Origin of the sequence: Rhodococcoides fascians A25f (assembly GCF_000760935.2) — a bacterium.
In the GTDB taxonomy this organism is placed as follows: domain Bacteria; phylum Actinomycetota; class Actinomycetes; order Mycobacteriales; family Mycobacteriaceae; genus Rhodococcoides.
On record NZ_CP049744.1, the window covers coordinates 77,695 to 102,856 of the forward strand.

At 65.8% G+C, this 25,162-nt stretch carries 10 protein-coding genes; 7 read left to right on the forward strand and 3 right to left on the reverse strand.

What is annotated here, in order from left to right; genetic code table 11:
* Positions 1-4: 4 nt before the first annotated feature.
* The 3 genes from BH93_RS00455 to BH93_RS00465 are packed head-to-tail and all read right to left on the reverse strand — an operon-like array spanning position 5 to position 2,990.
* Entirely contained in the window at positions 5-1,522 is a 1,518-nt protein-coding gene (locus BH93_RS00455) for an ABC transporter substrate-binding protein (RefSeq protein WP_052065290.1), read from the reverse strand.
* The gene (locus BH93_RS00460; protein WP_037175013.1) at positions 1,519-2,268 is read right to left on the reverse strand and encodes an ABC transporter ATP-binding protein; all 750 of its coding nucleotides are present in this window, start codon (positions 2,266-2,268) and stop codon (positions 1,519-1,521) included. The genes BH93_RS00455 and BH93_RS00460 overlap by 4 nt, the downstream gene beginning before the upstream one ends.
* On the reverse strand, positions 2,265-2,990 hold the full coding sequence (locus BH93_RS00465; protein ID WP_037175012.1) for an ATP-binding cassette domain-containing protein: 726 nt from the start codon (positions 2,988-2,990) through the stop codon (positions 2,265-2,267). The genes BH93_RS00460 and BH93_RS00465 overlap by 4 nt, the downstream gene beginning before the upstream one ends.
* Positions 2,991-3,088: 98 nt before the next feature.
* Between BH93_RS00465 and BH93_RS00470 the strand changes: the two genes are divergently transcribed.
* From BH93_RS00470 to BH93_RS00500, 7 genes are all read left to right on the forward strand, one after another.
* Positions 3,089-3,598, forward strand: coding sequence for a TIGR04338 family metallohydrolase (locus BH93_RS00470; RefSeq protein ID WP_037175011.1), 510 nt, complete (start codon positions 3,089-3,091; stop codon positions 3,596-3,598).
* A gap of 52 nt (positions 3,599-3,650) precedes the next feature.
* A complete protein-coding gene (locus BH93_RS00475; RefSeq protein WP_037175010.1) occupies positions 3,651-4,415 on the forward strand; it encodes an LLM class F420-dependent oxidoreductase in 765 nt (254 codons plus the stop codon).
* Between the two features lie 85 nt (positions 4,416-4,500).
* Entirely contained in the window at positions 4,501-6,309 is a 1,809-nt protein-coding gene (locus BH93_RS00480; RefSeq protein WP_037152058.1) for an ABC transporter substrate-binding protein/permease, read from the forward strand.
* A 1-nt stretch (position 6,310) separates the two neighbouring features.
* A complete protein-coding gene (locus BH93_RS00485; protein ID WP_037175009.1) occupies positions 6,311-7,039 on the forward strand; it encodes an amino acid ABC transporter ATP-binding protein in 729 nt (242 codons plus the stop codon).
* A gap of 80 nt (positions 7,040-7,119) precedes the next feature.
* Entirely contained in the window at positions 7,120-9,171 is a 2,052-nt protein-coding gene (locus BH93_RS00490; protein ID WP_037175008.1) for a PhoX family protein, read from the forward strand.
* Positions 9,172-9,600: 429 nt separating this feature from the next.
* Positions 9,601-24,129, forward strand: a complete 14,529-nt coding sequence (locus BH93_RS00495) for a non-ribosomal peptide synthetase (protein WP_242459083.1) — start codon at positions 9,601-9,603, stop codon at positions 24,127-24,129.
* Positions 24,126-25,160, forward strand: a complete 1,035-nt coding sequence (locus BH93_RS00500) for an alpha/beta hydrolase (protein ID WP_155291034.1) — start codon at positions 24,126-24,128, stop codon at positions 25,158-25,160. Before BH93_RS00495 ends, BH93_RS00500 begins: the two co-directional genes overlap by 4 nt.
* The last annotated feature ends 2 nt before the right edge of the window (positions 25,161-25,162 follow it).

A 25,162-nucleotide genomic window follows, 5' to 3' on the forward strand; every position in this document is an offset into this window, starting at 1 on the left:
TCCGTTACTCGAATGTGGTCTGGTTGGTGATGAGCGTGCGTTCCCTAGGATCGCGGGCGACGCCGGTGATGGCCCCGGATTCACCCTGGATCACGCGTTCGTGCAGCATCGGCACGGCCGCATCCTGCTCCAGGATCAGCTTCTCGGCTTCGAGGATCGCCGCGCGTCGCTCGTCACCCGGCTCGGTGGCCGATGCGTCGGACAGGGCGGCGTCGACCTGCGGGTCGCAGAACTGCGAGATGTTGAACGATCCGTCACAGGCGAAGTCGGAGTAGAGATATGCCACCGGATCGCCGGAGTCGAGCACCGTGGCACGGGAGAGGATGAACGCGTCGAATGCCCCGCTGAGAGCATCGGTTTCGATGAACTGGTATTCACGCACCACCTGGTTCACGACGAAGCCCTTCGCCTCGAGCTCCTGCTGCAGCAGTACCGCGACCTCGGGGAGCTCGGCGCGGTCTGTGAACGTGGCGAGGGTGATCGTCTTACCTGTGGCGTCGCCCGCTGGGGTCTCGGTGCGCGCGGGGCGGTCCGCGGCCCACGGGAGCGCGGGGCCGAGCAGTCCGTTCGCGGCGTCGGCGCGACCCTCGTAGACCTGCTCGACCAGACGATCCTTGTCCACCGATTCCCGTGCGGCGGCACGCATGGTCGGATCTGCGAATACCCCGGACGCGGTGTTCACGTAGAGGGTATTGGTACGCGGCATGGGGACCTCGTGCACCAGCGCTCGGTCGATGTTGGCGGCCTGCGACACCGGAATCGCCTCCACCACATCGGCCGTCCCGTTGCGGAGCGCAGCGGCACGGGCGGTGCCGTCGGGCACAAAATCGACGTCGATGCCGGCGAGCTTCGCGGTCTCACCCCAGTAGTTCTCGTTGCGATCGAGAGTGGCACTCGACGTACCGTCCACGGCAGTCAACACGAACGGTCCGGTGCCGGTGCCGACGGGGTCGCTACCCTCTGCGGAGTAGGCCTCGGGCGCTAGGATTGCCAGCTGCGGGCTCGAGAGTCGCTGCGGCACCAACGGATCGACGTCCTCGGTGGTGACCTCGACGGTGTTTTCGTCGGTGGCAGTCACCGTCAGCTCGACGCCGTCGAGGATGCGCGGCTTCGGCGCGGCCGTGGTGGCAGCGGTCAGGGCGGTGACGACGGCGGCGGCATCGAGTGGCGCTCCGTTGTGGAAGGTCACGTCGGGGCGGAGGTCGAAGCTCCAGGTGCGGTCATCGACACGATTCCAGGCTGTCGCCAACAGGGGCTGAGCATCACCCAGGTCGTCGAGGGAGATCAAGGTTTCGGCTGTCGACCAGCGTGAAAGTTTGAAGGCGTCGTCGCTGAACTGCGAGAGCGCCGAGCGCGGAGGCTGCAGCATCGCCACACGGGCGCGGTTCTCTGCATCCCCGGACGCGGGCCCGGACGCGAAGCAGCCGGTGAGCGTGAGTGCACCCACGCACGCGAGGGCGCCGATACGGAACACGCTGGTAGACAACAGAGTGGTGATCAAGGAATCTCCTGTGATGGTCATGCAAGCCGGGGTACGGCGTCGATCAGGTCTCGGGTACAGGGGTGCCGCGGTGCGGTGAGAATGTCTCGTACGCTGCCGGTTTCGACGATCCGGCCGTCGTGCATCACCGCTACGTCCCCGCAGAGCCGAGCGACTGCCGACAGATCGTGGCTGACGATCAGCACTGCGCTCGGCAGTCCGGCCAGGACTGCGAGGACCTGCTCACGCAGATCGGGGTCCAATCCGCTGACCGGCTCGTCCGCCAGCAGGTACTGCGGCTCGCACGCCACCGCACGCGCGATGGCGACGCGTTGATTCTGACCACCGGACAGTTCCGTCGGTCGGCGCTGAAAGTATCGCTCGTCCAGCCCGACGGCAGCGAGTGCGGCACCTGCCTTGGCTCGATGATCCCCGTCGACGCCGAGTAGTCGCAGCGGCGTCGCGACCAGATCGAGGACGCTGCGTCGCGGATCGAGACTGGTCGCGGGATCCTGCGGTACGTACTGCACAAGTCTGCGAAACCACCGCAGCGATCGCGAGGATCCGGAACGCACTGTGCGTCCGTCCAATTCGATGGTTCCTTCGGAGGGCGTGTCCAACGCCAACAGCATGCACAACAACGTGGTCTTCCCCGAACCGGATTCGCCGACCACTCCTGTGCGACCGGCCGGCGGCAGCGTGAACGAGACGCCGTCCAGCGCAGTACGAGACGAGCCGTGCCGAACATAGGTGCGCGTGATATCCGTGGCCACCAAGCCCGTGGTCATGGCATGACCAGCTGACGAAACGGATCGGCAGCACGCGCGTGATCGACCATGCGTCCAACGATGTCGGTCGCAGGGTGTTCCAGAATTGTTGCTGTGGAACCAGATTCGATGATGTGTCCTGAATCGAGAACCATCAGATGGTCGCACAGCTGCGCGGCGACGGCGATGTCGTGCGTGATCATCAACAGCGACGGCACCTCACGGAGGGCATCCAGCACCCGAGCCTGGCTGACCACATCGAGGGCCGTCGTAGGCTCATCGGCGATCACCAGTGACCTCGCCCGCGCCAATGCGACTGCGATACAGACGCGTTGACGTTGGCCACCGGACAGTTCGAGCGGGTGCGCGGCCAGGATGCGCTCGGCATCGAACAGACCCACCCGCCCGAGCAATTCGGCGGCGTCGGACGTACGTAATTGTTTGCCGACGGTGACCATCGGATTGAGGGCGGTGGCCGAATCCTGAAAGACCATAGCCGGGCGTGCGGCGTGGGGCCGCCGTGGTGTCGGAATCCCGGTGACGTTGTGGCCGTCGACGACGATGCTGCCGCTGCAGGTGATGCCCGGCGGAAGCGCTCCGACCAACGCCGAGGCGATCAGCGACTTTCCCGATCCCGATGCGCCGAGCAAACCCAGGCGTCGACCGTCGGGTATCTCGAAGGACACGTGCCGGGCGATGCGGGTGCGTCCGGCGTCGATGCAGAGGTTTTCGACGACGAGCACGGAATCTCCTGAACACTGGAACTGGGAACGACTTCGACAATCGTTGTCGATAAAGACACTAGGCGAGGGGAGCGAGCGACACAAATTAGGCTGACCGGGTGAGCAGGGGGAGGGACACGCAGCGGTCCGCGGTGTACGACGCCGAACAGTTGGTGCGCACCATGTTCGATCGCGCCGAGGAGCGTGACATTCGTGTAGTGCAGGTGATGGGCTCGCAGATCACCCTGCCGATCGAGCGCAAGTTCGCGTCGCTGAAATCCGTGCAGACCTACATCGACGCGGTCCTGGCACTGGATTGGGTCGCAGCCACGTGGCCCGACGCCGGTCGTGTGATCACCGTCCGAGCTCGTTCGGGCTCGGGTGCCGCGCACTACGAACCGGACACGGCCACCATCGCCGTTCCCTTGCATCACGGCAACAGAGCGTGGGCGTTGCGGGAACTGGTGGTTCTGCACGAGCTTGCGCACCACTTCGCAGGCGAGGACGAGCAGCAACACGGAGGCGCATTCGTCGATCGCTACATCACCCTCGTCAGCGAGATCGTCGGTTACGAGGCCGGGTTCGTACTGCGGGCGATGATGGCCGAGAGCGGCGTCCGCATCGGCTAGTCGTTTTCGGGTGCATCATGGGAGACGCAGCCCACACGACGAGGAGACCCGCATGACCGTCAAGATCGGTGTTCAGCTTCAGCCCCAGCACGCTCCCGATTACCAACTCATCCGCGACGCGGTGTTGCGGTCGGAGGATGCGGGCGTCGACATCGTCTTCAACTGGGATCACTTCTACCCGCTGTACGGCGATCTCGACGGCGCTCATTTCGAGTGCTGGACGATGCTGGGTGCCTGGGCCGAGCAGACGTCGAACGTCGAAATCGGCGCCCTCGTCACCGGCGGTGGCTACCGCAACCCGGACCTCCTGGCCGACATGGCGCGCACCGTCGACCACATCAGTGGCGGCCGCTTGATCCTCGGCATCGGTGCCGGCTGGAACGAGAAGGACTACGACAACTTCGGCTACGAGTTCGGCACGGCGGGTTCGCGTCTGGCATTGCTGAAAGAGAGCCTGGCCAGAATCCGCCACCGCCTGGACGTCGGAAACCCGGCCCCCACCCGCGACATCCCGATCCTCATCGGCGGCGGCGGTGAGAAGAAGACGCTGAAGATGGTGGCCGAGTACGCGCACATCTGGCACAGCTTCGCGGACCTCGAGGCGTTGAAGCGCAAGTCGGAGATCCTCGCCGAGCACGGCACGACCGTCGGGCGGGACGTCTCGGGCATCACTCGATCGGTCTCGTGGCCGGGCGCGGACACCGCTCAGGACTTCGTCGACGCTGGAGCCACCCTGTTCACCGTGGGTACCGGAGGCCCCGAATACGACCTCACGGAGCTCGGCGATGCAATCGCGTGGCGGGACTCGCACCAGTAGTACACGCCACTGCAGTTCGTTGAGCGAAACCCTTGCGCGTGGCGCGTTTGGGTGAGTGGGCCCTGGTCCGCTTAGGGTTTTGTCCATGGTTGCCGTACGCGCTTCACGCGCGCTCGTGGTTCTCGTTCTCGGACTGTTGATGGCTCTCACGCTCGCTGCGTGTGGCACGTCGTCCTCCGACGATCAGGCGGCCGCAGGTCCCACCGACCTGTGTGCCCCTCCCGGTGTCGACAGTGCGTCGTCGACGCCGACGAACTTCGATGCCGCGGCCGCTGCCGCGACGGAGGACAAGTACACGACAGCGAACGTCACCCCGCTGGACCGGATCGACACGGGATCCCTCGGATTGGCGACGCCGGGCGTCCTCACCGTCGGCACGTTGTCCGACGCCCCGCCCAGCATCTGCTTGGACTCGGCCGGCGAGTACACCGGCTACGACAACGAACTGCTGAAGGCCGTCGCTGCGAAGCTCGGCCTGCAGATCAACTTCTCGGGCACCGAGTTCTCGGGCCTGCTCGCGCAGGTGGCCGGCCGCCGCTTCGACGTCGGTTCGTCCTCGATCACGACAACGGACGAACGCCGGAACACCGTCGGGTTCACCAACGGCTACGACTTCGGCTACTTCTCCCTCGTTGCGAAGGCCGGCGGTCCGATCACCAAGTTCGAGGACCTCAACCCGGGCACCAGGATCGGCGTGGTGCAGGGCACCGTGCAGGACGACTACGTGGTGAACACGCTCGGCCTCGATCCGGTGAAGTTCCCCGACTACAACACCGCCTACGCGAACCTCAAGACCGGCCAGATCGACGCATGGGTCGCCCCGTCACAGCAGGCGGAGGGCTTGGTCAAGCCCGAGGACGGCACCGCGATCACACAGAACACGTTCTCGCTGAACAACTTCGTCGGCTGGGCCGTGGCCCGCGACAATCAACCGTTGATCGACGCGCTGAACTCCGGCCTCGACGCGGTGATCGCCGACGGTACCTGGGCCACCCTCTACTCCGACTGGGTCCCGCGCGAATTGCCCGACGGCTTCAAGCCGGGCAGCAAGGCCGCCCCCCAGCCGGAGCTACCCGACTTCGCGGCCATCGCGGCTCAGAACGATGCGAACGCTCCCGAAGCCGTTGCCGTTCAACCCAAATCCACGCTGGCGCAGCTGGGGGATACGTTCTTCGATTGGTCGCTGTACAAGTCGGCCATCCCCGACCTGTTCAAGGTCGGTCTGCCGAACACGCTGATTCTGGCGTTGGCGTCGGGCATCATCGGTACGGTCCTGGGCATGCTGCTGGCCCTGGCCGGCCTGTCGCGCACGCGTTGGCTGCGGTGGCCTGCACGGGTCTACACCGACATCTTCCGCGGACTGCCCGCGGTGGTCATCATTCTGATCATCGGACTCGGTATCGGACCGGTGGTGCAGGGTCTGACGGGCGGAAATCCGTATTGGCTCGGCGCAGCGGCACTCTCGCTGCTCGCCGCGGCGTACATCGGGGAGATCTTCCGATCCGGTATCCAGAGCGTCGAGGCCGGCCAGATGGAAGCCGCACGGGCACTGGGGTTCAGCCGTCGTCGTTCGATGAACCTCGTCGTCGTCCCGCAGGGTGTCCGACGCGTCCTGCCGGCTCTGATGAATCAGTTCATCTCGCTGATCAAGGACTCGTCGCTGATCTACTTCCTCGGGTTGCTCGCCACCCAGCGTGAGCTGTTCGCCGTCGGTCGAGATCTCAACGCGCAGACCGGAAACCTGTCTCCGCTCGTCGCCGCCGGATTGTTTTACCTGGTGCTGACCGTGCCGCTCACCCATCTCGTGAACTACATCGACAAGCGATTGCGCACCGGTAAGGCCGAGCAGACGCTCGATCCGGTGGAGCAGGCCGTCGTCGTGGAAAGAGGCTGACATGACTTCTGTTTCGCTGCAAGGCAAGGACATTCACCTGTCGTTCGGCACCAACAAGGTGCTGCGCGGGGTGAGCATCGACGTCCCGGCCGGCACGACCACGACGGTCATCGGCCCGTCCGGATCGGGCAAATCCACGCTGCTGCGTGCCCTCAACCGACTCCACGAGCCGGAGCAGGGCGACATTCTGCTCGACGGCAAGTCGGTTCTGAAGGACGACCCGGACAAGCTGCGCCAGCGTATCGGCATGGTGTTCCAGCAGTTCAACCTGTTCCCGCACAAGAGTGTTGCCGACAACATTGCGCTCGGCCCACAGAAGTTGCTCGGCCTGTCCAAGGAGGCTGCCCGCGCGGCGGCGATGGATCAACTCGAACTGGTGGGACTGACCAACAAGGCGGACTCGCGTCCGGGCAATCTCTCGGGCGGCCAACAGCAGCGCGTTGCCATTGCCCGCGCTCTGGCCATGAAGCCGGAGGTGATGTTCTTCGACGAGGCCACCTCCGCTCTCGATCCCGAGTTGGTCAAGGGAGTGCTGGCATTGATGGCCGACCTCGCCGAGGGCGGCATGACCATGGTGGTGGTGACCCACGAGATGGGCTTCGCGCGATCGGTCTCGAACAAAGTGCTGTTCATGGATCACGGCAGCGCCGTCGAAACCGGAACGCCGGAGCAGTTGTTCGACGATCCTCATACCGATCGACTGAAAGCGTTTCTGTCGCAGGTGCTGTAGCACGTTAGGGCAGCCTCGTTATCCCCAACTTCACCTGAACGTTCCTTTACTTTCGCTTTTGGGTGACAGCGTGCCGTGACATGAAGCCACTACCCTTGTTCGCCGTTCACGACGGAAGCTCCAAGCGCTCATCATTGACGTGCAAGTACAAGTGCGGTGATGCGTGCTTCCACGAGATTCCCAATACGTCGAAGGGCGAGTACTTCGGCGACATCGTCAAGACCGCGATGTCCCGGCGTGGCGTCATCAAGGGTGGAGCGATGGCAGTGCTCGCCGTGGGCGCGGGCAGTGCTCTGGCGGCGTGCTCCACCGACGAGCCGGCGGCCACCGGAACCTCCACCACCTCGGGCACCGACACCCCTCCGGTCGACGGCGTGGACTTCGTTGCGGTGGAACCGAACACCGAGGACGCGGTAGTGGTACCCGAGGGCTACGAACAAGGCGTCGTCATCCGCTGGGGTGACGCGGTCGTGGCAGGCGCACCGGCGTTCGACTTCGACAACCAGACGGCCGCCGCGCAGGAGAAGCAGTTCGGCTTCAACAACGACTTCGCCGGCCTTCTGCCGATCGAGGGCACACCGAACGCGCACCTGCTGGTGGTCAACCACGAGTACAGCACCGAGCCGGCCATGTTCAAGGGCTACGACGCGGAGAACCCCACCCGGGAGCAGTTCGACGTCGCCCTTGCCGCACACGGACTTTCGGTGGTACAGGTGCAGGGCGAGTCGGGCACCGGCAAGCTGACCCCGGCCATGGGGCAATACAACCGCCGCATCACCGGCACCACCGAATTCGTCGTCACCGGCCCCGCCGCGGGTAGCAACTTCCTCAAAACGAGCGTCGACCCCACCGGCACCAAGGTGTTCGGCACGTTCAACAACTGCTCGGGCGGCCTGACACCGTGGGGAACCGTGCTCTCCGGCGAAGAGAACTTCAACCAGTACTTCGGCAATGCCGAGTCGGTCACCGATCCCGTTGTGGCCGAACGGCTCTCGCGCTACGGAATCGAAGGTGCCGCGAGCGACCGCAAGTGGGAGCGCTTCGACAAGCGCTTCGACCTGGCGCAGGAGCCGAACGAGGTGAACCGCTTCGGGTACATCGTCGAGGTGAATCCGTGGGACCCGCAGTCGACTCCGATCAAGCACACCGCCCTCGGCCGCTTCAAGCACGAGGCCGCGACGATCCACGTCACCGATGACGGCACCGTGGTGGCGTACAGCGGCGACGACGAGCGCTTCGACTACATGTACAAGTTCGTCTCCAGCCGAAAGATGATGCCCGGCACCGGCCAGGCCGCGATGCGCAACAACCTGACGCTTCTCGACGCGGGCACGCTGTACGTCGCCACCCTCACCGGCGATACTCCCGACGAGATCGACGGATCCGGCACCCTGCCGTCCAACGGCGAATTCCGTGGCACCGGAACGTGGATCCCGCTGCTCGAAACCGGCGAGGACGGCCGCGGCACATCCCTCGTCGACGGTATGTCGGCCGAGGAGGTCGCGGTGTTCACCCGTCAGGCAGGCGACAAGGTGGGCGCAACCAAGATGGACCGTCCCGAGGACTTCGAGCCCAACCCGGTGACGGGCCGGGTCTACGTTGCGCTGACGAACAACTCCAACCGCGGCACCGAAGGCAAGGCTGCGGCCGACGAGGCCAACCCCCGCAACACCAACAAGAACGGTCAGGTACTCGAGCTCGACGACGACCACGCGGGCACGTCCTTCACCTGGAATCTGCTGTTGGTCTGCGGTGACCCCAACGAGGCCGACACCTACTTCGGCGGCTTCGACAAGAGCCAGGTCAGCCCCATCTCGTGCCCCGACAACCTCGCGTTCGACGCCAAGGGCAACCTGTGGGTCTCCACCGACGGCAATGCCCTCGACTCCAACGACGGCCTGTTCGCCGTCGTGCTCGACGGCGAACGTCGCGGCGAGACCCGACAGTTCCTGACGGTTCCCGCCGGCGGCGAGACCTGCGGTCCGATCGTCACCGACGAGCGTGTCATGGTGTGTGTGCAGCACCCCGGCGAGAGCGACGACGCCACCGCCGACGCGCCGATTTCGCATTGGCCCGACGGCGGCAACACCCAACCGCGACCGTCCGTCGTCGCAGTCTGGAAATCGGCTTAGCCGTACCTGTTTCGCCTGAACCGGGGCACTTATAGTCGGCAAAAGTCGGCTGTAAGTGCCTTTCGGTGTTGTTAGGTGTCATCGAATGCCCGACGGGGATTCTGTGAATTCACAAGGTCTACGGCGATGCGCCAAAGATGGTTGACCCGTTGGTAACGGATGTGTAAACCTACGTCGATAGGCCGGTAGCTGGAACTCCATTCGGGCAGTGCTCGCAATGGAGGACGTTTCGGGGCAACGTCGATTTCCTTTCATCGCACGACGGCGTGCCGGTAACTGCTCCCTTATGTTGCGCGAAGAGGCGAGTCATTGGAATCCGTTGATTCACTGACGATTCGGGAAGAAGAACTGGATCGGACGTCCACAGAAGACACCCGACCTTTTCCTCTCACCGCCGCCCAACGCGGTTTATGGTTTGCTCAACATTTGTTGAGTACTGTTCCGATCACCATCGCCAATTACCTCGATATTCGCGGTGCCGTCGATCTCGATCTGATGCGTTATGCCTGCCGACGCACGGCGCGCGAGTTCGGAGTCGGATCTCTGCGTTTGCTCGAGAAGGACGGAGAACCCCACCAGTACATCGACGTCGAGCAAGGCGACGATTCGGAGACAGTGGATTTTCGGCAAGAATCCGATCCGGAGAATGCGGCGCGCGAGTGGATGCGTACCTCGTACGGCACCGCTGTCGATCTGACGAACGGTCGCCTGATCAAGGGCGCGATGCTCCGCATCTCCGACGACCGCACGTTCTGGTACTCCCACGTCCATCACATCGTGCTCGACGGTTACGGCGCAGTTCAGTTCATGCGTCGCGTCGCGTCGATCTACACCGACGTCAGCGAGGGCCGCGATCCCGCACCGTCCCGGGCGGGCTCGCTCGGGGAGGTCTACGCCGCCGAGGCGCAGTATCGGCAGTCCCCCCGCTTCGCCAAGGATCGTCGGTACTGGCAGAGCAAGACGACCGATCTGCCCCCGCCGCCGTCCATCACCGGCGCTCTCGCACCGCCCGCGGCCAGGGCATACGTGCGCGGCGGGTACCTCCCGGAGACGATCGAGCGGGTACTGGACAACGCCTCGAACCGACTCGACTCCGCCTTCGCTCCGCTCGCCATCGCCGCCGTGGCGACCTTTCTGGCTCGCATGACAGGCACCGACGACGTGGTGCTGAGCCTGCCGGTTGCCGGCCGCACGACGGCCCTGCTGCGACGTTCCGGTGGCATGGTCTCCAACGTGCTGCCCGTCCGGGTACGCATCGGCCCGCAGTGCACGCTGTCGGCGTTGGTCGAAGACGTGCAGTTGGAACTGACCGGTGCGCTGCGACACCAGCGCTATCGAGCCGAGGACATCCGCCGCGATGCCGGCGCAGGCAGTGAGACTCGCGGATTCTTCGGCCCGGCGATCAACATCATGGCTTACGAGACCGAGGTGACGTTCGGCCCGCTCACCGGCGAGTTCAACGTGCTCTCCACCGGACCGGTGGAGGATCTCTCGATCAACATCTACCCGGCCTCGGACGGAACACGCTCCCGTTTGGAGTTCGAGGGCAACCCCAACATCTACGGAGCCGAACAGTTCTCGGACCTGCATCGTCGCTTCCTGACATTGTTCGAGCGCTTCCTCACGGCCGACTCCGACACACGGATTCTCGAACTCGATGTACTCGACGCCGCCGAGCGATCGACCCTCGTCCCGCTCGTCGGGCCCGATGCAGTTGTGCCCGCACTCTTTCCAGACCTGCTGCGCCGGGGCGTGGATGCTGCGGCCGGCAACATCGCAGTCGAGTTCGGTGCCGAAAAGCTGACCTACCGCGAACTCGACGAACGCGCCAACGCGATCGCACGTGCCCTGATCGCGCGCGGAGCCGGGCCGGGCACCGGGGTCGCCGTCGCACTACCTCGCGGGATCGCCTCCATCGTCGCGCTGTGGGCCGTCGCTGCGTCCGGTGCCACGTTCGTTCCGATCGATCCCGGCTACCCTCCCGAGCGCATCACCCACATGCTCGTCGACTCCGCGGTAGCCATCGGGATCAGCGAACACGCGCTCTCGCAGCAGCTTCCGCAGCGAGTGGGCTGGCTCGACCTCGAGGACGAAGACTTTCGAGCGGAATGCGCGGGCAGATCGACTGCGCCGATCACCGACGCGCATCGACGCGCGACCCTCCTCGAGGACCACGCCGCGTACATGATCTACACCTCCGGGTCCACCGGCACTCCGAAAGGTGTTCTGGTCACCCATGCCGGCTTGGCGACGTTCGCCTCGGACGCCAGGCCAGAACTGCGCGTGAATACCTCGTCACGACTACTGCGCTTCTCGTCGTCCAGTTTCGACGCGTCCCTGTTCGAGATGACCCAGGCATTCAGTGCGGGAGCAACGATGATCGTCGCCCCGCCCACCGTGATCGGCGGTGCGGAACTGACTCATTTCCTTCGTGACCATCGCGTCACCCACATCATCTGCGCACCAGCGCTGCTCACCACCGTCGACGCCACCGAGCTCGACGACCTCGACGCCGTTGTCGTCGGCGGAGACGTGATGCCGCCGGACCTGGTCGATCGGTTCGGCACGAAAGCATTGCTGTTCAACAGCTACGGACCCACCGAGACCACCATCGTCGTGACGATGACACAGCCGCAGACCGATCCCCGCGCCATCACGATCGGCCGTCCCGTCCAGGGCTCACACGCAGTCGTGCTGGATCGCCGGCTGCAGCCCGTGCCGCCGGGATCGGCGGGAGAGCTCTACCTCGGCGGCCCCGGCATCGCCCGCGGCTACCACCACAGAACCGGGCTGTCGGCCGCGCGCTTCGTTGCCGACCCCTTCGGTCACGGACGGCGTCTCTACCGCACCGGAGACATCGTGCGGTGGACCGGTCCGCTGGACTCCGCCGGGCTCGAGTTCGTCGGCCGCAGCGACTTCCAGGTTCAGATCCACGGCCAACGCGTCGAACTCGGCGAAATCGATGCAGTCCTATCGCAGTTCGAGGCCGTCGACTTCGCGGTGTCGGTGGTGCACCGTCGCGGCGAGGCATCGATCCTGGTGTCGTACGTCAAACCGGCAGACGCTCTCGATCACACGGCGCTGCGTGCCTTCGCTTCTCGATCCCTGCCCACTCACATGGTGCCCGGGGTGTTCGTCGAACTCGACGCCATACCCCTGACCCCGACCGGCAAAGTAGACCGATCCGCACTCCCACAGCCCACCTTCGACTCCGACGCCACGGCCTACCGCGCCCCGTCGACGCCGGTCGAGAGAATTCTTGCCGACGCCATGGCCGTTGTGTTGCAGCGAGACTCGGTGGGTGTGGACGAATCGTTCTTCGCACTCGGCGGAGACAGCATCATCGCCATCCAGCTGGTGGCTCGCGTGAAGTCGCTCGGAGTGGTGATCACTGCTCGTGACGTCTTCGAGCGTCGTACCGTCGCCGGGTTGGCCGAGGTCGCTTCGGACGTAGCGCATCAGGTGACACTCGACGAGTTGCCGGGCGGAGGCGTCGGCGATATGCCGTTGACCCCCATCATGAATCAGACGGTTCGGTCGCTGACCCGGCCCGACGGCATGGACGCGTTCCACCAGACCGTCGTACTCACCGCGCCTGCAGATCTCGAACTGGACGGTCTACGCCGGACCGTCGCCGCGATACTCGACCATCACGACGCACTGCGCTCGATACTGACCGACGACGGCCTGACGATCCGGCCGACCGGCAGTGTGGATCTCGATACTGTCGTCACCCGCGTGTCCACCACCAGCAGGCCGGGTAGTCGCGAGTTCACCTCTGTGCTGGTCGAATCCGCTCGGGTGTTCGCTGCGCGCCTTCGACCGCGTGCGGGCGTCGTGCTGCAGGTGGTCTGGGTGGCACCCGACACCGGCCACCCCGAGATCATCGACACCCATGGCATCGGTCGCATCATCGTCATCGCGCATCACCTCGTGATCGATGGCGTGTCGTGGCGCATTCTGGTTCCCGACCTGGCCGCAGCGTGGCATCAGGTGCAGTCGAAGGCCGCGGTGCAGCTGCAACCGGTGGCCACCTCGATGCGCCGGTGGGCCCATGGGTTGAATGACGTCGCTTTGCAGGTACAGTCGGAATTGGCTAGCTGGACAGCGCTTCTCGACGGTCCGCACGATCTCATCGGTCGACGTCCACTCGATCCTTCGATCGACGTCGGTGCCACCCGCGATCAGGTCTCGGTAGAGCTCACCGCGGGGGTCACCGAGGCACTGATCGGGCCGCTCACGCGCGCCTACCGCGGCACCGTCGACGATGTCCTTCTCACCGCATTGGCGCTGGCCGTCTGGTCCGAACGTCCATCGTCGTTCCTGGTGTCGGTCGAAAGTCACGGCCGCGACGAGGATCTGGTACCCGGTGCCGATCTGTCTCGAACGGTCGGCTGGTTCACCTCCTCCCATCCGGTACGCCTGTGCCTGGACGGTATCGATACCGAGCGTGTCCTGGCCGGTGACGTGTCGGCCTCCGATTCCGTCAAGCGCATCAAGGAGCAGATCCGCGCGATACCGGGAGCGGGCTCGGGGTTCGGCTTACTGCGGCACCTGAACGACGACACCAGCGCCGTCCTCGCCGAAAGCCATTCTCCGCAGATCGGTTTCAACTATCTGGGACGCATCGCCACCGACATTCCCGACGCCTTGCGCGGGCGGGGCTGGATCCCGGACGCGTCGATGGACATCGGGTCGGGGAGTGGTGATCGGCTGCCGGTCACGGTCGCACTCGACATCAATGCGGTGGTCCTCAACGATCGGTTGCAGGCCACGTTCGCGTTCCCCCGTGGGGTGCTCGACCGCGCGGAGGTCGACAGGCTGGCCGATCGATGGACGGCAGCGCTTGCCCGCCTGGCCGAGCATGCATCCGCACCGGATGCGGGTGGACTGACGCCGAGCGATGTGTCGCTGGTGAATGTCGATCAGAACCAGATAGATCGATGGGAGGGCGCTCACGGCGCACTCGACGACATCTGGCCACTGGCCCCGCTTCAGCACGGACTGATGTTCCACTCCGAGCTCACCCGCGGGCACGTCGACGTCTACACCGCCCAGCTGGTGTTCGAGCTCGCGGGCGAGATCGACGGGGCACGACTGCAGCGCGCGGCACGCAGACTGCTCGCCCGCCACGACAGCCTGCGCACGGCCTTCGTTCGTGACAACCGAGGAACCGCGGCGGCGCTGGTCCTCACCGATCCCGAACTACCCTGGCGCACAATCGATGCCGAGACCACCGAAGTGCCCACCATTGCCCATGCCGAACGCACCACGCGATTCGACCTGGACGCACCACCGTTGCTGCGGTTCGTACTGGTCAACACCGAGGACGGCGCGTCCCTCGTGGTCACCAACCACCACATCTTGTTCGACGGCTGGTCGATGCCGATCTTCGTCAAGGAACTGCTGGTGCTCTATGCCGCCGACGGTCCCATTCCGATTCCGGCCAGGACGTACCGGGACTACGTGAAATGGCTCGACGAGCGCGATCACACCGGTGCACTGGACAGGTGGGCCGATGCCTTGGCGGGGGTCGAAGAACCGTCACTGCTCGCTCCCGGCCACAAAGCGGACCATGAGATACCCGCCGAGCTGGCGGTGCCCCTGGCCGACGCCTCCGTGATTGCCCTCGAAGCCGCCGCTCGGGACCTCTCGGTCACCGTCAACACCGTCGTGCAGGCAGCGTGGGCTCTGGTGCTCGCCGCCGAGCTCGGGCGCGACGACGTAGTGTTCGGTGCGACCGTCTCGGGTAGGCCCGCCGATCTGACCGGCGTCGAGGACACGCTCGGGCTGTTCATCAACACCCTCCCGGTCCGGGTTCGTGTGCACCGAGACGACACCGTCGCAACACTGCTCACCCGAGTACAGGCCCAGAGCGTGGACCTGCTGGACAGTCATCACGTGGGGTTGCCCGAGGTCCGCTCGCGAGTGGGTGCCGGCGCCGGATTCGACACGCTGACGGTCTTCGAGTCCTACCCAGTGGACCGTTCGGCACTCGATCGAAACACCGACATCGCCGGGCTTCGGGTGCGTGACCTGCACGTCACCGACGCCACCCACTATCCCCTGACGCTGATCACCGTCCTCGAGCCGACGGTGCGCATGACGCTGAAATATGCTGCCGGAACCATCGATCCGTCTCGAGCGGCGTCGATCGTCGAGCGCTTCCGCCGGGCCCTGAACGGACTCACCGGCGATCCACGGCGCCCGGTAGCGCAACTCGACCTGCTCTCCGAGAACGAGCATGCGCGTCGAGCAGCCTGGAATCGCACCGAGCACCCGGTGGCCGCGCTCACCCTCGTCGACCTGCTCGCTGCCGCGGGGGACGAACACGCTGCCGAGACCGCAGCGGTGTTCGAGGGGAAGAGCCTGACGTACGCGAACTTCTGGGCCCGGGTGCGGTGCTTGGCTCGCTACCTACGCAGTATCGGAATCGGACCCGACGACGTGGTGGGTGTGGCGATGGCGCGCTCGCTCGATCAGCTCGTCGCGGTTCACGCTGTCGTGGCCGCAGGCGGTGCCTACCTGCCCATCGACCCGTCGATGCCGCGCACCCGCATCGAGCACCTGATCACCACCGCGTCACCATCGCTGATTCTCGGTGCGCTGGTGGATGTTCCGGTCGACGTGGTCGACCTCGAGTCACTGGATCTGAGCGGCTTCAGCACCGCGCCCCTCGATCCGCTGCCCCAGCTACGGCCGGACCACGCAGCGTACGTTCTGTTCACCTCCGGCTCGACAGGAAAGCCCAAGGGCGTCACGGTCTCCCACCGCGCGATCGTCAACCGGCTGCTGTGGATGCAGCACGAGTATCCGCTGACGTCCCACGACGTAGTGCTGCACAAAACTCCGGCCACGTTCGATGTCTCGGTATGGGAATTGTTCTGGCCGCTTCTCGTCGGTGCCACGACGGTCATCGCCGAACCCGACGGCCATCGCGACCCGATGTATCTGTCGGGTCTGATACACGAACACGGCGTCACAACAACACATTTCGTACCCTCCATGCTGGAGTTGTTTCTCACGTACGGCACTCCCGAGCAGTGCACCTCCCTGCGGCAGGTATTCGCCAGCGGTGAGGCGTTGCCCCGGGCCATCGTCGACCGATACCACGGGGCAATCGACGCCGAGCTGCACAATCTCTACGGACCGACCGAGGCTGCCGTCGATGTCACCTACCATCGCACCCGAGCCGGCGAACGAGGCCCTGTCCCGATCGGCGCACCGGTCTGGAACACCACTGTCCACGTTCTGAATTCACTGTTGACACCCGTGCCTGTGGGCGTCACCGGCGAGCTCTATCTGGGCGGAGTACAGCTGGCCCGCGGTTACGCCGCGCGGCCGGACCTGACGGCCGCCCGCTTCGTCGCCGCAGACTCGGGACGCCGGCTGTACCGCACCGGCGACCTCGTTCGGTGGTCCGAGGACGGATCTCTGCAATATCTGGGCCGCAACGACTTCCAAGTCAAGATCCGTGGCCAGCGTCTCGAGCTCGGCGAGGTCGAATCGGCCCTGCTCGCGGTCGACGGTGTGCACTCGGCCGTTGCCGTCGTGCACTCGGACCGCCTCGTCGCCTACATCGTGGGCACCGCGGACACCGACGCCGTGGCGGCGCACGCCGAGCGCACCCTCCCCGACTACATGGTGCCGTCGAACATCGTTGTGCTCGATGCAATGCCACTCGGTATCACCGGAAAGCTCGACCGCACTGCACTTCCGGACCCACTGGTCTCGCCCGAGAGTGTCGTGGCACCGTCGGGAGTGTCCGAAGAGGCAGTGGCACAGATCTTTTCCGACGTGCTCGACACCGAACGCGTGAGTGTCACCCGGTCGTGGTTCGCCCTCGGTGGCGATTCGCTCACCGCCACCCAGGTGATCGCGCGGATCAATGCGGAACTCGACTCCGACCTCGGCGTCCGAGACCTGTTCGAGGCCCCGACCGTCCGTCTGCTTACGACCCGTCTGGGCCGTGGCGTCGGCAGCCACGGCATCGTCGTCGGACCTCGACCGGACCGGATTCCGTTGTCGCCGGCCCAGCACCGGATGTGGCTACTCAACCGATTCGATCCGTCGTCCGGGGCGTACAACATCGCGGCCGCCTTCCGCGTCGTCGGCGCCCTCGACGTCGACGCACTGCGCACCGGTCTGATCGACGTCGTCGGACATCACGAAATTCTGCGTACCGTCTACCCCGACGGCCCGGACGGACCCCAACAGGTCGTCACCTCGCAGTACCCGGACGTCACCGTCGCCCGGACCACCGAGCCGCTGTTCGACGGAGCCCTGTACGCAGTTGCAGCGCAAGGATTCGACGTGACCGTTGCTCCGCCGCTGCGTGTGGCGGTACTCGAAGTGTCGCCCGCGGACCACGTACTCGTGGTGGTAGCGCACCACATCGCCGCCGACGGGTGGTCGATGAACCCACTGGCTCGCGATGTCATGATCGCCTACGGATCCCGTGCCGCCGGCCACGCCCCGCAATGGACGCCGCTGCCGGTGCAGTACGCCGATTACGCGCTGTGGACCCTGGGCCGTCTCGGTGCCGAGGACGATCCCGATTCGATTGCGTCCCAACAGATCCGATACTGGACTGCCGCACTGGAGGGTGTGCCCGAGCGACTCGCGTTGCCGACCGATCGGCCCCACCCCCCGGTGGCGTCCCATCGCGGGGGCCGACTGTCGATCGATCTGGAACCGGGCACCGTCGCAGCAATGACCTCGATGGCCGAACGCACCGGAACGACACGGTTCATGATCGCGCACGCGGCACTCGCCGTGGCACTCTCCCGCATTTCGGGTGCCCGCGATATCACCATCGGCAATCCGGTGGCCGGCCGCGGGCAACGCGAACTGGACGACCTCGTCGGAATGTTCGTCGGAACTCTGGTGTTGCGCTCGCAGATCGAGCCGTCCGACACGTTCACCGACGTCCTGGGCGCGGTGCGCGAGCGTGATCTCGACGCCTACGCCAACGCCGACATCCCCTTCGAGCGACTGGTCGAGATCCTCCAACCCCCACGTTCGACGGCGTATCACCCGCTGTTCCAGGTGATGCTGTCGATCGAGGATGCGTCGCCACCGGCGGTGGAGCTGCCGAACCTGTCGGTTCGCCCCCTCGATACCGCGTACGTGGCGGCCAAGTTCGACCTGCACGTCACCGTCTCGTTTTCATCGGACGCAGCCTCCTGGTCGTCACCTGCGACCGCATCGATCGAGTTCGTCTATGCCACGGATGTATTCGATGCCGACACCGTGGCCAGGATAGCCGAGCGGTATCGCACGATCCTCACGACGGCGCTCGCGGATCCCGATCTCCCGGTCGGAGACATTCCGGTTCTCTTCGCCGACGAGCCACCGCGGCTGCAGGGCGCACCCGCGCTGGCTCACCGCACCCTGCCGGATCTGCTGGCGGGGGCCGTCATGAGTGCAGGCGGCAGCGCTCTCGCCCTCGAGGCCGGGGGAGTCCGGTGGACCTACTCCGAGCTCGACGACGCGGCGACCGTGCTGTCGCGCAGGCTGATTCGACGCGGCGTCGGACCGGAGCAGTACGTGGCAGTCGCACTGCGTCGCGGCCTGTCCTCGATACTCGCAACCTGGGCCGTGGCCAAGACCGGCGCCGCGTTCGTTCCGATCGACCCCACCTATCCAGCGGAGCGCCTCGCGTACATGCTCGCAGATTCCGCTGTGGTACTGGGGATCACGGACGATCGGCATCTCGGATCTCTGCCGAACGGACCCACCTGGATGTCCATCGACGATGTGGCCGACGTCGACTCGGACTGCACGCCAGTGGGCGACCTGGACCGAACCGAGATGCTCCGATCGGATCATCCCGCCTACATGATCTACACCTCGGGCACCACCGGGCAACCGAAGGGGGTCGTCGTCTCGCACCGCGGACTGGTGAATCTGGTGGCCGACCTCGTCGATCGCTTCGAACTCGACAACTCCTCACGCACTCTGCATTTCGCATCACCGAGTTTCGATGCCTCGGTGCTGGAACTGTTGTTGGCCGTCGGTGCCGGATCGACGATGGTGATCGCCGACGCCGACGTATTCGGTGGGGTCGAACTCGCTGCAGCGTTGCAACGCGTCACTCACGCCTTCGTGACCCCTGCTGCATTGGCCACCGTTGACCCCTCCGATGTTTCGGAGACAACCACGATCGTCGTCGGCGGCGAGGCCTGCCCACCAGCTCTCGCGGACGCGTGGTCCGCACGCCTGCGGATGTTCAACGGGTACGGACCCACCGAAACCACCATCTTCGCCACGATCGACGGACCGCTCGAGCCAGGGGCTCCAGTGTCGATCGGGAGCACGGTTCGAGGCGTCGAATCGGTGATTCTCGACGACCGCATGCATCCGGTGCCCACCGGAACCATCGGGGAGCTCTACCTCGCCGGAGACGGCCTGGCACGCGGCTACCACCGCCGATTCGGGCTCACAGCAACACGTTTCGTCGCCGACCACCGCGGCCGGAGGCTGTATCGCACCGGCGACCTGATTCGGCAGGACAAGGGTCGTTACGTGTACATCGGACGGCGCGACGCTCAGGTGAAGGTCCGCGGATTCCGGATCGAACTCGGCGAGATAGACGCGGTACTGGCCACCTACGACGGCGTCGCGCAATCGGTGAGTGCCGTGATCGGTTCGCAGGTGGTCGGATACGTCGTCCCCGCGGTCGGTCGGGTGCTGGACCCCGAGCTGATTCGACAACACTCGCGCCGCTTCCTGCCCACTCACATGGTGCCGCAGGTGATCATGATTCTGGAGGCTCTGCCGCGGACCGGCCCGGGAAAGATCGACCGGGCGGCACTGCCGGCACCGACTGTCTCGACACGGGTGTTCGTCGAGCCCGCGACTGCCACCGAGCGCATCGTCGCCGACGCCTTCGCCGTGGTCCTCGATGGGCCATCCGTCGGTGCCGGGGACGACTTCTTCGCCCTCGGCGGTACGTCGCTCTCGGCCACCCGGGTGATCGCGCACATCAACGACGCCGCAGGAACCGCGCTGCCGGTCCGCGCGCTGTTCGAGTCGACGACGGTGCGGTCGTTGGCCGTGGCGGTCGACTCCGCCGAGCGCTCAGCGTTGCCGCGTCTGGTCGCCGGTCCGCGGCCGTCGGTCGTCCCACTGTCGTTCGCGCAGATGCGAATGTGGTTGCTCAATCGGTTCGATCCGACGTCGGCGGCGTACAACATCGCCTTTGCAGTGCAGTTGAACGGCACCGTCGACCACGAGGCGTTGCAACTCGCCGTCGACGATGTGCTGGCCCGACACGAGTCGTTGCGAACCTACTTCCCGGTGGTCGACGGGGATCCCGCACAGGTGATCGCCCGGAACGTGGCACTCGACCTGTGCCCGGTGGACGTCGACGACAGCGAGATGCTGGCCCGAGTGGCTGCGGTGATCGGCCGCGGATTCGACGTCACCGACGGTGTGCCGTTGCGCGGTGTGTTGCTCCGGACCGCACCGAGCGCGCACGTACTCGTCCTCGTCGTGCACCACATCAGCGCCGACGGTCTGTCGATGACTCCCTTGGCACGCGATGTCGCACTGGCCTACGGGGCGCGGTCCCACGGCACTCCACCGCAGTGGACTCCGCTTCCGGTGCAGTATGCCGACTTTGCGGTGTGGCAGCGACAGGCATTGGGCAGCGCCGAGGACCCTACTTCGGTGCTGGCACAACAGATTCGGTACTGGACGCAGACATTGGCCGACCTGCCCGCCGTGCTCGAACTTCCGACCGACCGACCCCGGCCGGCGGTGGCATCCAAACGTGGACGCGCCGTGCGATTCTCGTTCCCCGAGCAGACCACTGCGGGCGTGCGCTCACTCGCCAGGTCCACCGGATCCTCGGTGTTCATGGTGCTGCACGCGGCGTACGGTGCGCTGTTGGCCCGGCTGACCGGAAGCAACGACATCCCCGTCGGCACCCCGGTGTCGGGCCGCGGATCGGGGGCACTGGACGACGTCGTCGGCATGTTCGTCAACACCCTCGTGTTGCGTCTCGACGTCGACCCGAGTCGATCGTTCACCGAACTCGTTGCGCAGACCCGCACCGTCGATCTGGCCGCGATGGAACACTCCGACGTTCCGTTCGAGCGAGTGGTCGAGGCGGTGGCACCGGCTCGCTCGACCGCGCATTCCCCGCTGTTCCAGGCCTTGATCGCTCTGGAGACCGAGCGGCCGAAAGACATGCAGCTGCCCGGTCTCGAGATCACGACGTTCCCGTACGAATCGGAGGTCACTCGCTTCGATCTGGCATTGACCGTCACCGATTCCGACCGGCTGGGCGGATCGCTGCGCTACGCAACCGATCTGTTCGACGAGGCCACTGTTGGGCGATTCGCGGACGAGTTCACCGCTCTGCTCGACGCGGCACTGGCCGATCCGTCGGCACCGATCGGAGATCTCGCCCCGTGCCAAGACGCCGTGCTCATCGGCCCGGTCGACGTCCCGGCCCGCACCCTCGGTCAGCTGATCGACGATGCCGTGGCTGCTCGACCCGATGCAGTTGCCCTGCGCTGGAACGGGATCGACTACACATACCGCGAGGCGGACGCGTACGCGAATCGGTTGGCTCGCGTTCTGCTGGGGTACGGGGTCGGTCCCGAGACCGTGGTGGCCGTCGCCCTCCCGCGATCGGCGGAATCGGTTCTGTGCACCTGGGCCGTCACGCGAACCGGCGCGGCGTACCTACCGGTCGATCCCGCCTATCCTGCTGAGCGCATCGCGCACATGGTCGCCGATTCCGGCGCCGTGCTCGGATTGACGTCGTCGACGGCCCGACGCGGCCTGCCGTCGGAGGTGCCGTGGGTGGAACTCGACGATCCCGCGACGATCGCCGAGCTCGACCTGGCACCCGCGTCGGCCATCGGAGCAGCCGAACTGTTCGGCCCGGTGTCAGCCTCCACCGCCGCGTACGTCATCTACACCTCCGGCTCCACCGGCCGACCGAAGGGCGTCGTGGTGAGCCACCGGGGACTGGCGAATCTGGCCGCGTCCCGCAGGGAGCTGCATCGCATCGAACCGTCGTCTCGGTTCCTGCACAACACTTCTCCGAGCTTCGACATGGCCGTCGGCGAGATGATCTCGGCACTGTCTGCCGCCGCGACGCTCGTCGTCTCCCCGCCCGCAATTCTGGGTGGCGCGGAGCTGGCCACATTCATCCGCGACGAGCAGATCACCCATGCGTTGATGACGCCCTCGGCGCTGTCGACCCTCGATCCGGAGGGACTCGGGTGCCTCGAAGTGCTGTGCGTCGGTGGTGAGGCGTGCAGCGCCGAACTGGTGGCCAAGTGGAGCCCAGGGCGGCTGCTGCTCAACGGGTACGGGCCCACCGAGGCCACCGACATCTCGACGCTCGGTGAGGTTCGCCCCGGCGAGCCGATCACGCTGGGCCGACCGCTGCACGGGCTACGCGCGATGGTGCTCGACGCGCGTTTGCGTCCCGTGCCGGCCGGAGTGCGCGGAGAACTGTACGTCGCCGGGCCCGCTGTGGCGCGCGGCTACCATCGCCGATCCAGGTTGACCGCAACACGATTCGTTGCCGACCCACTCGACCCGGGAACGCGGATGTACCGCACCGGCGACGTGGTGCGGCGCACCGCCGACGGTCGACTGCTCTACAGCGGCCGCGCCGATCAGCAGGTGAAGGTTCGCGGCTTCCGCATCGAACCGGGAGAGATCGACGCGGCGCTGACCACGCACACCGACGTCGATGTCGCGGTGACGCTCGCAGTGCCGGGCCCCGCGGGGGAGCAGACATTGGTCTCGTACGTCACCGGCACCGCGGCACCCGAGGCCGTGCGCGAGCATGCGCGACGACTGCTGCCCGCGCACATGGTGCCATCTGCCGTGACGGTCATCGACCAGATTCCTCGCACCGGAACCGGGAAGCTCGATGTCGCCGCGCTCCCGGCACCGGTGTTCGGTACCACCGGCTACCGGCCCGCCCGGACGGCGGCCGAGATCGCGGTGGTCGAGGCCTTCGAGTCCGTGTTGGAGACACGACGAATAGGACTGGACGACAACTTCTTCGACCTCGGGGGCAGCTCACTGTCCGCGATGCGCGTCATCGGCGAGCTTCGAACGCGCTCCTACGACATCGGCATGCAGTCGCTATTGATGGATGCATCGGTGACGGCAGTCGCCGAGCGGATCTCGTCCGATTCGGTCGACGCCGAGGAGCTGGCCGTACTGCTACCGCTTCGGGAGTCCGGCGAGGGTGCTCCGATGTTCGGTGTCCATCCGATCCTCGGATTGTCCTGGTGCTACGCCGGATTGGGAAGCTACATCGACAATCCGCTGTACGGTCTGCAAACTCCGACACCGAAGGAACTACCGACCACGCTGGCGCAGTTGGCTTCTCGCTACCTCGACGAGGTCATCCGCGTTGCACCCGATGGCCCGGTGCACCTACTCGGGTGGTCGCTGGGCGGCGTCATCGCGCACGAGATGGCGGCGCAGCTCGCCGCGTCCGGCCGAACCGTGGCCTCGCTGACGCTGCTCGATGCCCACCACGGAGATCGGGGCGAGTGGGCCGAGACGATTCCGGTGGCGGACCTGATGTCGGGGCTCGGGCTCGATCTCGCGGTGCCCGACGGTCAGGTCGTCTCTCTCGACACTGCAGGCGAACTGCTCGACTCCGTCGACACCGGTGGCATCCTCGGCCGCGCCGACATCGAGCGACTCATCGGCGCAGCGAAGCACAATCACTCACTGCTGCAACGACATCGACCGAGCGTCTATCCGGGTGATGTCCTGTACGTCGCGGCCGGACTGGACGACGGTGACGGCGTCGGACAGTGGTATCCGCATGTCGCGGGCTCCACCACGGTCGTTTCCGCACAGGCCACGCACTGGCAGATGTGCGCACCCGCCACGCTCGCTGCCATCGGTCCGCGGATCGCCCACGAACTTCGCTCCACCGAGAAGAAAGAAATGACGAATCGATGAAAGCTCCATTCCCGACGGCCACCGTCCGCCGCCTCGCGGTGATGACACTGGCAGTCGGATTGCTGTTCGGCCTGCCCGCGGTAGCAACGGCAGATCCGGTGACACCTGCGGCCGAGCAGGACCGAGGGCCGGTGGGAACCGTCCGAGGAATCGACAAGATCGACGACGTCCGTTGGGATGTGCTCGTCTACTCGCCGTCGATGAACGCCGACATCAAGATTCAGGTGATCCGGCCCGCCGACTCGTCGGTGCCGCGGCCGACGCTGTACATGCTCAACGGCGCCGGCGCAGGTGTCGACGGTGCCAACTGGTTGGCCAAGACCGACATCGTGGACTTCTTCGCGGACAAGAACGTCAACGTCGCCATGCCCGTCGGTGGGTACCTGAGCTATTACACCGATTGGGAGCGCGACGACCCGAAGCTCGGTCGCAACAAGTGGCAGACGTTTCTCACCCACGAGCTACCGCCGGTGCTCGACGAGGCGTTGGGGGCCAACGGCGTCAATTCCATCGGTGGGCTCTCGATGTCGGCGGGATCGGTGCTCGATCTCGCGATCCAGGCTCCCGGACTGTACCGAGGCGTGGCGTCGTACAGCGGATGCGCGCAGACCAGTGATCCGGTGACTCGCAGCTTCATTCGTGCGTTGGTACAGCTGCGCGGTGGCGGCAACACCGACAACATGTGGGGACCCGACGGTGATCCGCGTTGGGTGGAACACGACCCACTCGTCAACGCCGAGAAACTCCGCGGACTCGATCTGTTCGTCTCCAATGCCAGCGGGCTGCCCGGGCCCTACGAGGTGCCCGGCAACGTCCGCCCGGCCGGTTCGCCGCCGCTGGCCGACCAGGTGGTGCTCGGTGGTCTCATCGAGGCCGGAGCCAACGCCTGTGCTCACAATCTGGTGAACCGACTCGGCGAACTGGGCATCCCCGTCACCACGAATTTCCCTGCGGCCGGGACTCATTCGTGGCAGTACTGGCAGGACGCACTGAGGGCATCGTGGCCGACACTGGAGCGGTCGCTGAGCTAGCG

Bases quoted from the DNA above. Each gene is read 5' to 3' on its own strand.
- BH93_RS00500 (WP_155291034.1), top strand. From the start codon at position 24,126: ATGAAAGCTCCATTCCCGACGGCCACCGTCCGCCGCCTCGCGGTGATG.
- BH93_RS00475 (WP_037175010.1), top strand. From the start codon at position 3,651: ATGACCGTCAAGATCGGTGTTCAGCTTCAGCCCCAGCACGCTCCCGAT.
- BH93_RS00460 (WP_037175013.1), bottom strand. From the start codon at position 2,268: ATGACCACGGGCTTGGTGGCCACGGATATCACGCGCACCTATGTTCGG.
- BH93_RS00455 (WP_052065290.1), bottom strand. From the start codon at position 1,522: ATGACCATCACAGGAGATTCCTTGATCACCACTCTGTTGTCTACCAGC.
- BH93_RS00485 (WP_037175009.1), top strand. From the start codon at position 6,311: ATGACTTCTGTTTCGCTGCAAGGCAAGGACATTCACCTGTCGTTCGGC.
- BH93_RS00490 (WP_037175008.1), top strand. From the start codon at position 7,120: ATGAAGCCACTACCCTTGTTCGCCGTTCACGACGGAAGCTCCAAGCGC.
- BH93_RS00480 (WP_037152058.1), top strand. From the start codon at position 4,501: ATGGTTGCCGTACGCGCTTCACGCGCGCTCGTGGTTCTCGTTCTCGGA.